9 protein-coding genes are annotated in these 11056 nt (G+C 73.1%); 6 read left to right on the top strand and 3 right to left on the bottom strand.

Annotated elements, in window-relative coordinates; genetic code table 11:
- Positions 1 to 48 precede the first annotated feature (48 nt).
- On the bottom strand, positions 49 to 1092 hold the full coding sequence (locus ACIGG8_RS39900) for a 3-oxoacyl-ACP synthase III family protein (protein WP_396553474.1): 1044 nt from the start codon (positions 1090 to 1092) through the stop codon (positions 49 to 51).
- A gap of 110 nt (positions 1093 to 1202) precedes the next feature.
- Between ACIGG8_RS39900 and ACIGG8_RS39895 the strand changes: the two genes are divergently transcribed.
- Positions 1203 to 2393: a cytochrome P450 gene (locus tag ACIGG8_RS39895; RefSeq protein WP_396553473.1), complete on the top strand. Its 1191-nt coding sequence runs from the start codon at positions 1203 to 1205 to the stop codon at positions 2391 to 2393.
- A 185-nt stretch (positions 2394 to 2578) separates the two neighbouring features.
- On the opposite strand, the gene ACIGG8_RS39890 is transcribed toward ACIGG8_RS39895, so the two are convergent.
- Positions 2579 to 2725, bottom strand: coding sequence for a hypothetical protein (locus ACIGG8_RS39890; protein ID WP_396553472.1), 147 nt, complete (start codon positions 2723 to 2725; stop codon positions 2579 to 2581).
- A 360-nt stretch (positions 2726 to 3085) separates the two neighbouring features.
- On the opposite strand from ACIGG8_RS39890, the gene ACIGG8_RS39885 reads away from it, so the two are divergent.
- Both ACIGG8_RS39885 and ACIGG8_RS39880 read left to right on the top strand, forming a co-directional pair.
- Entirely contained in the window at positions 3086 to 3820 is a 735-nt protein-coding gene (locus tag ACIGG8_RS39885; protein ID WP_396553471.1) for a TetR family transcriptional regulator, read from the top strand.
- A 151-nt stretch (positions 3821 to 3971) separates the two neighbouring features.
- Entirely contained in the window at positions 3972 to 5963 is a 1992-nt protein-coding gene (locus tag ACIGG8_RS39880) for an Ig domain-containing protein (RefSeq protein WP_396553470.1), read from the top strand.
- Between the two features lie 288 nt (positions 5964 to 6251).
- Here ACIGG8_RS39880 and ACIGG8_RS39875 read toward each other — a convergent pair whose 3' ends face one another.
- On the bottom strand, positions 6252 to 7304 hold the full coding sequence (locus ACIGG8_RS39875) for a helix-turn-helix domain-containing protein (RefSeq protein WP_396553469.1): 1053 nt from the start codon (positions 7302 to 7304) through the stop codon (positions 6252 to 6254).
- Positions 7305 to 7479: 175 nt separating this feature from the next.
- Between ACIGG8_RS39875 and ACIGG8_RS39870 the strand changes: the two genes are divergently transcribed.
- The 3 genes from ACIGG8_RS39870 to ACIGG8_RS39860 all read left to right on the top strand — a co-directional run bounded on the left by ACIGG8_RS39870 (position 7480) and on the right by ACIGG8_RS39860 (position 9884).
- The gene (locus tag ACIGG8_RS39870; protein WP_396553468.1) at positions 7480 to 8058 is read left to right on the top strand and encodes a peptidase inhibitor family I36 protein; all 579 of its coding nucleotides are present in this window, start codon (positions 7480 to 7482) and stop codon (positions 8056 to 8058) included.
- A gap of 802 nt (positions 8059 to 8860) precedes the next feature.
- On the top strand, positions 8861 to 9451 hold the full coding sequence (locus tag ACIGG8_RS39865; RefSeq protein WP_396553467.1) for a hypothetical protein: 591 nt from the start codon (positions 8861 to 8863) through the stop codon (positions 9449 to 9451).
- A 127-nt stretch (positions 9452 to 9578) separates the two neighbouring features.
- Entirely contained in the window at positions 9579 to 9884 is a 306-nt protein-coding gene (locus tag ACIGG8_RS39860; protein WP_396553466.1) for a protease inhibitor I42 family protein, read from the top strand.
- The last annotated feature ends 1172 nt before the right edge of the window (positions 9885 to 11056 follow it).

Genomic DNA, 11056 nt, shown 5'->3' with positions numbered 1-11056 from the left:
TCGCGGACGGACGTACGGGCAGGGCCACGGACGGCCGCACGGTCGGGCTCACAGCTGCGCGAAGACGACGCCGAGCGAGACCCCGCCGGCCAGTCCGATCAGCGCCACCCGGTCGCCCGGCCCGCAGCGGCCCTGCTCCAGCGCCCGGGCGAGCTGGAACGGCAGCGAGGCCGAGGCGAGGTTGCCGTGCTCGGGCAGCACCGGCACCAGCAGCCCGGCGGGCAAGCCGGTTCCGCGCAGGAAGGCGTCCAGCAGTGGCACGGTCACCTGGTGCACCGCCACCGCCGCGAAGTCCGCCCAGGTCAGGCCGTGTTCGGCCAGCGCCCGGTGGATCAGCTCGGGGCCGAGCGCCTCGAAGGCCGCGTGCAGCCGTGCGCCGTCCATCCGGAAGTAGCCCGCCTCCGGGTCCCGCGGGTACGCGGTGCCCCCGCCGGGCAGGGTGCCGACCTCCCAGGCCGTGGAGTCCGCGGTAAAGGCGCGGTGGAAGATCCCGGCCGGCGCCGCCCCCGCCTCCAGCAGCACGGCCGCGCCGCTGTCGGACAGGGTGTAGCCGGGGAACGACTCGGCGAACTGGAGCCGGTCCCGCACCGACCAGCGGACCGCACGCGACGGCACTTCCCCGGTGCAGACCAGGACCCTGCGGTACTGCCCGGCGGCGATCAGCGCCTCGGCGACCTGGATCCCGTTGAGCACGCTGTTGCAGGCGTTCTTCACGTCGAACACCGGGCAGCGCGCTCCGAGCTTCGAGGCCAGGATGTGCGCGGTGGCGGGCTCGACCATGTCCTGCGAGGCGCTGGCGAAGATCAGCAGGTCGACGTCGCGCGTATCGAGGCCTGCGTCGGGCAGCAGCTTGCGGGCCGCTGCCGCGGCCAGGTCGGAGGCCTGCCAGTCGTCAGGGGCGACGTGCCGCGCGCCGATCCCGGTGACCGCCTCGATCAGCCCGGGGCGCGGCCGGTAGGGGCCGCTGTCGGCGATCCGCTGCTCCGCCTCGCGCGACGTGAGGGCGCCCTCCGGCAGGTGTACCGCCACCGCTGCGATCACCGCGCGCACCCCGCCGCCTTGCCCCACCAACTGCCCACTGCCCTCCGACACGTGCTCAAGCTTCCCCCGAGCCGCCCGATCATACGATGATCCGTGATGTGGCCTGCCGCGGTACGGTTCCCCGCACGGACAACCGAGGCAGCGGTGGGGGCGGTACGGCGATGGGTACGACAACGGCGCAGCGGCACGAGAGCGGACTGTTGTGGGCCAGCCGGCCCGCCCTGTGGACGCTGACCAGGATCACCATGGCCCGGCCGTTCGGACCGCTGCGGCGGGTGCCCCGGCTGGGCTGGGTGGCGAGCGAACCCACCCTCATCCGGGCCGTGCTCAACGACCACCAGCACTTCACCCTGCTCGGCGAGGGCGGCGTCGGTCACCTGTGGGAACAGATCCTCGGGCCGTACGTCACCCGGCTCTTCGACGGCGCCGGCCACGCGGACCTGCGCCGACGCGCCCGGGACCTGTTCACCGAGGACAACTCCGCCGCCCTGGTCGAACGCGCCGCCGGACCGGTCTACGCCGACGTCACCAAGCGCCTCTCCGACGGGGAGCGGGTCGACGTGGCCGCGGCCGCCCGGCTCGTCGTCGGCCGGCTGATGGCCGACCTGCTGGGCTTTGGACTCCCGCCGGACACCCCCGACTCCACCTACCTGGAGACCTTCGCCGCCGGCGAGCGGCTGGCCGCGCTCGCACTTGACACGACCGCCTCGACCGAACTGCCGCCCGAGCGCATCGAAGCGGCCAAGAACATCGTCACGTCACTGACCAGCGGCGTCCCGGCGGCGTACGCCGGCGCCGATCCCGACACCCTGCTCGGCCGCTGCCGCGAGGCCGGGATCACGCTGGAGGAGGCCAGCGGCCTCGCCTCCCTGCTGCTCGTCGCCGGCACCGAGACCGCCGCCAGCGCGATGGCCCGCACGGTCGCCCTGATCCACGACACCGGGCAGCAGGAACTGCTGCTCGCCGATCCCGGACTGACCGGCGACGCCGTCCGCGAGGGGCTTCGGGTGACCACGCCCGCACCGGTGATCGGACGGCACGTCAGCGCGGACGTCACACTGGCCGGGCGCCGGCTGCGCAAGGACGAGCGGATCCTCCTCGTCACCTACGCCGCCGACAACCTGGCCGGCGGCTTCGACCTGGCCCGCCCGTACGACCCGCGCTCGCGCCAGCTCTGGTTCGGCGCCGGCCGCCACCTGTGCCTCGGCGCACCCGTCGCCCGGGCCGAGATCGCCCGCATGGTCGCGGCGGTCTGCGCACCGGGGCGCCCGTACCGGATCGTCTCGCGCAGCTACGCCCGGAAGGTGATGATCCCCTCCTACGCCTCACTCGTCATCGAACTCGCCCGCTGAGCAAGCGATGTTCCCCCGCTGTGCGCAGGGCGCCACCACGTTTCCGGGCAGCGATTCCGAGGACGACGCGACCCAGGCGCTGATCGAGCTCATCATCGGGCAGGGCGGGGCGGGGCGGGGCGGGGCGGGACGGGGCGGGGCGTGGCGGGGCAGGGGGCCAGTGACGAGCCGGGTTCCCGGGGCCCTCACTGCAGGATGCCGACCGCCCTCGCCACCACGAGCACCACCGTGATCAGCGATACCGCCGACCGCGTCATCATCAGCAGCGTCGCCCAGACCGACAGCGGCATGGTGTCCGTCGGACTCAAGGCGCAGGCGTTGGTGAATGCCACGTACAGGTAGTCCGGGGAGGACGGCTCCCAGCCCGGCTCCGCGACGCCCCCTGCTGCATCTGCGGGAAGAGGATCTCGACGCGGCCCAGGCCGACATGGCGCGCCGGCGCAGCTCCGGCCGGTCTGAGGTGGCGGCGAGGACGATGCCGAGGGTCGAGGTCGCCAGCGCCGAGGCGCCCAGCCCCTGGGCGGCGCGGGCGGCGATCAGGGCCTGGCCGCCGTCGGCCTGGCCGCCGAGGGCGCCGGCGGCGGTGAAGAGCAACAGGCCTGCCCGGAGGGTGGCCCGGCTCAACGACGTGTCAACGCGGGTGACCGGGCCACGACGGCGACCCAACCCGCCCGCCCAGCAAGGAGATCCGTGTGCGCCTGCGCCGCGAGGACGTGCTCGCCGGAGCGCTCGGCCTGCTCGACCAGGACGGCCTGGACGGGCTGACCATGCGCCGCCTTGCCACGTCCCTGGGTGTCGGCCCCAGCGCCCAGTACTGGCACTACCGGGACAAGCAGGCGCTGCTGGAGGCCATCGCCGAAGAGATCATGAGTGGCGTCGCCGACGTCGACCTCGCACTGCCGGCGCACGAGCGGACCGCCGAACTCGCCCGACGGCTGCGGCTCGCCCTGCTCACCCGCCGCGACGGTGCCCGCGTCCTGTCCGGCACGTACGTCCGCCGGCCCAACACCCTCCGGTTCGGCGAGGCCGCCGTCCAGGCCCTCGCCGCCGCCGGAGTACCGGAGACGGAGACCGCGCTGGCCTTCTTCACCATCCAGGACGACGTTCTCGGCCACGTCATAAGCCATCGCCCGTGCGGCCGTGACGTCCGACGGGCGCATCCTGACAGGGCCTCACGCCGGGGGCCGGAGGCCGGAGCCCCGAGGCCCCAGCGCCAAGACGAGGCCGGCTTGGGTAAGGCGCAGTTAAAATCCGCGCCCGGCCCGCGAGCCCGCCCGCCGGTGCGGCGGCGTCGGTGCGTGGGCGACCGGGCCGGGCGGGGCGGGCGCGGCGGCGTAGCGGGGTGCCGTTGGGCCCGGCTGGGCGGCGTGCCGCAGCCGCGCGGGCGCCGGCGGGCGCCGTGCGCGGGACCTTGTGTGCGCGGGTGAGTGAAATATCATATGGCGCATTGCACAGCGGTGCCCGGGTGAGACCCGGTTCCCCGTCCGCCGCCGCGACCCGCTGGCGACCAGTCAGCTCCGCATGCGCGCCGCACCGTGCGTCCCCCACCCTCACGCCACGAGAGACGGAAGCCGACCTGTGTCCAGATTCCGATCCCGCCTGTCCGAACGCGCCCGGCACGGCCGGCGAACCGCCCTGGTGGCGCTCGCGGCCGCGCTGGCCGGCGCCGGGCTGAGCGCCCCACTGTCCGCCATGGCGGACAGCCACCCGCCGCAGGCCGTCACCGCGGTGGCCCAGCCGGGCACCCCGAAGACGGCCGCCGCCCCGCAGAAGCCCGGCCCGCACCGGGCCAAGGCCGCCCGCACCGGCCCGGTCGCCGCAGCGAGCACCAAGGGCAAGAAGGCCCCCGAACTGGTCGACGGTGCCGACCCGGGCACCGGCAGCAACGGCGACGGCAACGTCGCCAACGAGTACGACCTCCAGGTCACCTACAAGGGCGGCCAGGAGTCGACCGGCGTGGTGATCGGCGCACCCAAGGTCTACCTGGTGCTCTGGGGTTCCCAGTGGGGCACCCCGTCGACGAACCCGGCCGGCGATGTCACGGCGAGCGGCGACCCGGACCAGGCCGCCCCCTACCAGCAGGACTTCTTCAAAGGCCTCGGCAGCGCCGGCGACGGCTGGAGCGCCGTGCTGACCCAGTACTGCGAGGGCATCGCCGCCGGTTCCGTCCAGTGCCCGGCCGGGTCCGCCCACATCCCCTACCCGCAGGCGGGCAGCGTGCTCGCCGGCGTCTGGGTGGACAACACCGCCCCCGCGCCGCAGGCCGCCACGGAGCCGCAGATCGGCGCCGAGGCGGTGGCCGCCGCCAAGCACTTCGGCAACCTGACCGAGGCGCAGAACCGCAACGTCCAGTACGTCATCGACTCGCCGCAGGGCACCGACCCGGACAAGTGGAAGGAACTGGGCTACTGCGCCTGGCACGACTTCCAGCGCTCACCGTACGGCCAGCTCGCCTACACCAACATGCCGTACCTGACGGACGTGGCCGGTTGCGGCACCAACTGGTTCGGCGAGAACACCCCGCGGGGCCGGCTGGACGGCTACGGGATCATCGGCGGCCACGAGTACGCGGAGACGGTGACCGACCCGAACACCCCGGGTGGCTGGACCGACGCCACCGGCCAGGAGATCGGCGACAAGTGCGCCTGGATCCCGAAGGGCGCCAACGGCGGGCTGTTCTTCGAGAACCTGTCCACGGGCAGCTTCCCGCTGCAGACCCTGTGGTCCAACTCCGACCACCTGTGCGTCGATTCGGACCCTGTCGTGTCGAGCCCGCCGGTCTCGGTGAGCACGATGTGCGACCGCATCGACAAGGCCGGGCAGCCGCTGTCGATCCCGGCAGTGGGCGTGTCGACCACCGGCGCGGCCCTCGCCTACAGCGCCACCGGGCTGCCGCAGGGGCTGGCCATCGACGCGCACAGCGGAGTGATCTCCGGCACCGCCGCCGCGACGGGCAACTACCAGCGGATCACCGTGACGGCGACGGACGGCGCGGGCAACACGGCCTCCACCGGCTTCTGGGAGAACGTCAGCACCTCGGGCGGGACAGGCTGCGGCTCCATCGAGCAGCTGACCGACGCCGGCTTCGAGAACGGCTCGGCGAACGTCGACCACACGGTGATGACGGACACCTGGAACCCGTCCGGGTACAACATCGTCACCCCCTCCAGCCTGCACGCGCCGCACTCCGGCTCGTGGTACGCCTGGCTCGGCCAGAACACCGGGACGGACGACTCCGTCACCACCTACCTGAACACCTACCCCGGCTACGGGCAGGCCCAGTTCTCCTTCTGGCTGGACGTCGAGTCCACCAACACCTCCGCCTCCGCACCCGACACCCTCTCCCTGGTGGCCGTCAACCAGTACACCGGGCAGCCGATCGGCACGCTCAGGACCTGGACCAGCCAGACGCCGACCCACGGATACCAGTACCAGGCGGTCGACCTCTCCCCGGTCATCGCCCAGGCCGGCTGGGGCACCACGATCGGTCTCAAACTCGTCTCCCACGAGACCGGAACGACCCCCGCCACCGCCTTCCTGATTGACGACACCTCCGCCCACGAGAGCTGACCCCCCGCGAACAACGGCCCCGGCACCGCATCCTGCGGCGCCGGGGCCGACGCACGGCCCAGGCGGGCCCCGCACGGAGCGGTCCCGGCGCCGACAGCCGGTTGCCTCCGTTCGCAGGGGCGGCCGGGACCAGGTGCGTCGCGCCACACGCGCGGCACTGGCGGGGCAGTCAGGCCCAGGCCCGTACATCTACCGGCGGGGCCGGCAGGCCCCCGATGGGGCAGGGCTGGGGCCCTCACCCCCTGCACGTCGAACTCACCCTCACCGGCCGGCCACCCACTGCCACCTTCATCCGCCTCCGCGGCGACTGACGCCCTCGACGCCCCGTCCCTGCGGATCGGGCCCTCGGACATCACTGGGTGCCACGCCGTACGCGGTGCGGAACGCACGGCTGAAGTTCGCGTGCGCGCGGAATCCCCAGCGGGCGGCGACGTCCCCGATCGTGCGGTGGCGCAGCCGCGGGTCGACGAGGTCGACACGGGAGCGCTCAAGACGGCGACGGCGGATCGTGGCGGCGACGGTCTCGGGCTGCGTCCGGAACAGCTGGTGCAGGGTACGCAGCGAGATGTGGTGGTGCGCGGCGATGACGGCCGGGCACAGCTCCGGGTCTCCCAGGTTGTGCTCGATGAAGGTGTCGATGCGCGCGAGCAGTACCTGCTCCCGGGTCTCCACGGGCAGCGCGTCGTGCGCGTCGAGCAGGCCCGCGAAGTAGGCGGCGGCCAGATCGACACCGATGGCGCCCGTCCGGCGGAGCTCTGCCGGGCCGCCGTGGCCGGCACTCTCCAGGAAGCCGGACAGGAAGTGCCCGAGCAGCACCCCGGCGGGCGATCGGGCGGCGAGGGAACGGCCCAGCAGACGCTCCATCCGGTCGGCCTTCAGCGGCACGGCGGTCCGGGGCAGTTGCATCAGCGTGACCCGGTGCCCGCGGTCGTCCCGGGTGAAGAAGTCGGCCGCCAGCGGGCGGGAGGTGTCGAACACGGCCAGGCCGCCGGTCGTGAGGCCGGCGACGTTGCGGGACTGCTCCAGCTGGATCGGGCTGCCCTGCACCAGGAACAGGTAGTACTGCTCCGGGTCGAAGCGCCTGATCTGGGCCGATCCGCGACGGGCCGACATCGGGGAGAACGCGAACTCCGCCACCCGGGCGCCGGGCAGGTCGACCGCCCTCGCACTCCCGCGGAAGCCGCCCTCGTGGTCGCTGGTGAGCGCCACGGGCATGACGTCGGTCTCCATCAGGCAGCTCCACCACTCCAGCCGGTCCGGTGGAACCACCCCGTCGGTGGAGACCGACACCAGCGCCTCGGGTGCCGACCCGCCCGCCCCTGCTTCAGTTGACGTGAACACAGAGAGATGGTCCGGGTCGCAGCCGGGCCGCGTCCAGGCGGTTGTCGGCCATGCCGGACGCGACTGCGCCCGGTGCCAAGGAAGTCCGCACGCAGCGCCAAAGACCCGGGCGCCGGTGCGCGGCAATGCTGTGACCAGCACGCGACACGATCCTTCGATTCCCAGAGGTGACACCGTGACAGAGCACCGAACCCCCGGCTCCGGCTCGCCCGCGAGGATTCTCGCCGCGCTGGTCATGACCCTCCTCGCACTGGTGGGCACCGCGAGTGCGGCCGGCGCCACCACCCCGGACTTCTCGGCTCAGGCCCACCACCTCGGCCTGACCGACGCCCAGGCGAAGAGCCTCCAGGAGCGCGTCGACGCCTACCTGGCCACCACCGGCGGCACCCAGGTCTCGGCCAACAAGATCGCCCTGAACGGCGGGGAGCTGCTGCTCGCCCTCCCCGGGGAGCAGAAGGCTCGCAGCGTCACAGCGGCGGGTGACGCGATGAGCCTGGCCGCCTCCTGCCCGTACACGTACGTGTGCGCCTACAGCGGCCCCGACTACACCGGTGACGTCCTGACGCTCTTCACCTGCAACTTCCGGGTGTCCATTCCCTGGTACGGGACCGGCTCGTGGATCAACAACCAACGGGCCGCCCTGCACGCCAAGTTCTACGACCGGAACGGCAACCTCGGCTGGACGTCGCCCGGCGGCTACAGCTCGGACCCCGCCGCCCCCTGGGGCTGGGTCGGGTGGCTCAGCCCCTGCTAGGAGCCGCCTGATCAACCGCTGGTCGCGGCCCGAGGACTCGGGCCGCGACCAGCGGTTGATGACGCCTGCGCCCCGCGCTCCCGCGGCTCCCCGGTCACTTCCGGCGCTTCGCGGCATGGGAGTCTCGTCGCGCTCGACCACCCCGGCCTCGATCAGCCCGAGGATGGCGGCGCGCCAGTCCTCGCTCAGCTGGTCGCCGGTGCCAACCCCGCGGCCGGCACGTGCTTGCACGGCCCGCGCCCGCCCCGGTACTCGGCCCACCAGAGGCAGGTGCACCCCCGCGAGCCGTCCGCCGCGTGGCGGACCCGCTGCACATGATCCCCCACGTGCACCAGTGCGCCGCCGTCCGTCTGCGGGCGGACCGCTCCGGCGGCGACCAGTGTGCGGGCGGCCCGCAGCCGCGACCCAGCCACCGCCTGGTGGTGGCTGGCGGGTTGGTGGTCAGCGCCTCCACGGCTGGGGGGCCGGCTGCGGCGCGGGGGCGAGTGACTGGTCGGTGCAGCGGGTGATCTGCCCGTCGCGGACGCCGCACTCGGGGCCTCGGTCCCGGGCGACGACGTAGGGCCAGTGGGTGGGGTAGGAAGCGCTCCACAACGCCCTCGCCACCGCTGCGCCCGGGCTGGCGGCTGCGGCGCCGACCGCGACACCCGTGGAGGTCAAGGCCGGGCAAAGTGCAGGAATTGTGGGGGGATTCTTCGGAGTGCCGATCGGCGGTTCGACGGGGTGCGTCGACTGACTACTCTTCGGTGATCACCGTTCAGGTGGTCGTTCGCATTCGTCAGCTACGGGGGGTCACCCGCTCATGTCCGCACCGCCGCCTTATCCGCGCCAGCCGTACGGGCAGCCGCCGGCCCCGCAGCCGTACGGCGGACAGCCGTCCGCCGGCCAGCCCCACGGCGGTCAGTCCTACCCGGGCCAGCCCGCCTACGGCCCGCCGCCCGTGCCGCAGGCGCAGCCGCCGTACGGTCAGCCGCCCGCGCCCGGGCCGCGTCCGCCGGCCGGGCCGTCGGGGCCGCGGCGGCGCGGTCCGCTGCACTCGCTGCTGTCCGTCGGCATCGTGCTGGCGGTCTTCGGCGGCGTCGCCTGGTACGTGTGGGACTACAACACCAGCCCCACCGGCGGCAAGGCCAAGGCGGAGGCGACGCGCTCCGCGCAGGCGGCGGAGGCGAAGACGCACGATCCGAACATCGGGGACTGCGTCAAGATCGCCGACCCGGAGGGGGATCCGCAGCCCACCATCGTGGACTGCACCTCCCCCGAGGCCCAGTACAAGACGGCGGCCCGGCTGATCGGCGCGGACAAGCACTGCGGCAAGGAGTTCGACTACGGCATCCGGTACTCCTCCCGCCGCAGCACCGATTTCACGCTCTGCTTCACCAAGGTCCGTCGCTGAGACCGCTCCTGAAGGTGGACCGGCCAGTGCTCCCGGCCGCCCGCGGTGCCGGCGGCCGGGAGCAGGGGCCAGGAGTCAGCGGTCAGCCGGCGGATTCGCGGGGGCGATGCGGTAGGCGAAGGGCAGGGTGCCCGGGTCCGTGTGGTGGTGGGAGGCGGGCGACAACTGGACCATGGCCACCCCCGCCCCGGACCCGGCCATCGTGCAGGCCACCGGCGACGAATACGTCGACAACTTCGGTCTCAAGGACACGCCCGTCCTCGGAGGAACAGGCAACCTCGGCACCGGCGGCCACTACTACGTCACCTTCCGCGCCCAAAGCCCCGGCAGCACCACCATCACCCTGCACGTCGCCTACCGCGACGGGCTCGGTGGCACCTTCTCCGGCGGCCCACAACAGACCAAACGGCAGTTCACCGTCGACGTTCACTGAGCGGTCCGCGCCACGCCCGCCACCACGGCCGATCAGCGGGTCCAGGACTACGGGGGAGCTGCGCTGCACCGCGTGCCCGAGGTTCCGGCGGCCGTCGTGGAGTCCCATGTCACCGACGCCACCCCGGGATTGACCTTCTCGCACAAGTCGGGAAGATCTGCCGGGACTGCGACCGAGCCGTCCACTCTGCCTGACCAAGCTGCGCGGGGACCGTCGAGTCCGTCATGGGGCGGAACCGCTGGGTGACGGTGCACAGGGCCCGGGACGACGAGCGCACCGCGGACCGGCAAGCCGACGCCGGAGACGAGACCGCCTTCGCCACCGCGGCCGCCATCCACGCCGAGTGGCAGCGGGTGCGCGATCACACGGCCGAGAGCTCGCCGTGCAGGTACTCGACGCCCACCCCACCCGGACCGCGGGCCCCGACCAGGCCGACGCGGATCCCCTCGTTGCACCCCGGGGCGAAACAACGGCCTCGTCCGACGGCCCCTCGAAAACGAATGCGCCTGCCTTGGCGGCCACGCCCGTCCCGGCCGCGACGACCGGCACACCGCCGCCCGCCCACCAGCGACATGCGCATCGCCCTCCACGCAGGGCGGTTCGGCGACCGGTGGGCGCCCGCCGGCTGGACGGTTAACCCCGACGTCCATCCGGTGACCGGCGAGGGCCACCGGATCGGCTGGGTCGAACGCCGCCTGACCGGCATCGGCGACCGTCGGGTGGCGGTGTACGAGGGCTACCTCATCGACGACATCCACACCCAAGAGGCGATGCTCCACGACACCCCGGAACAGGCCGCCTTCACCCGTCGTCTGCTTGCCCGCGACCGGAATCGTACGGGTGGCCGGGTCCCGTGCCGGGCTGCGCCCTGCTGCCGGTTGCTGAGGCGTGGTGGGGCCTGTCGAGCCCGATCCCGAGACCGGGGTGCCGGTCACGGTCCTGGGAAGCCGGCGTCTTGGCTGTGGTGGTGGGTCGCTGGGCGGCTGGTGGTGGGAGGCTGCGCTGCTGAGGCCGGCGGCCCGGACCGGGATCGCGATCCAGCACGAGCCGCCTGCCGGGCAGTTCCTCGTGTGGCCGAGTAACACGTGCCGCAATCGCATCAAATGGTTGTTCCTGCCACATTAAATGGAGCGCCATATTCGGATCTTTAGATTCCGGGACCGCCCGGATTA

Origin of the sequence: Kitasatospora sp. NPDC085464, from assembly GCF_044541955.1 — a bacterium.
In the GTDB taxonomy this organism is placed as follows: domain Bacteria; phylum Actinomycetota; class Actinomycetes; order Streptomycetales; family Streptomycetaceae; genus Kitasatospora.
Note: the sequence above shows the minus strand (reverse complement) of the source record. Positions and strands in the feature narration are given on the sequence as shown.

Excerpts from the sequence above, each read along its gene's own strand:
- ACIGG8_RS39865 (WP_396553467.1), top strand. The coding sequence starts at position 8,861 with ATGTCCGCACCGCCGCCTTATCCGCGCCAGCCGTACGGGCAGCCGCCG.
- ACIGG8_RS39895 (WP_396553473.1), top strand. The coding sequence starts at position 1,203 with ATGGGTACGACAACGGCGCAGCGGCACGAGAGCGGACTGTTGTGGGCC.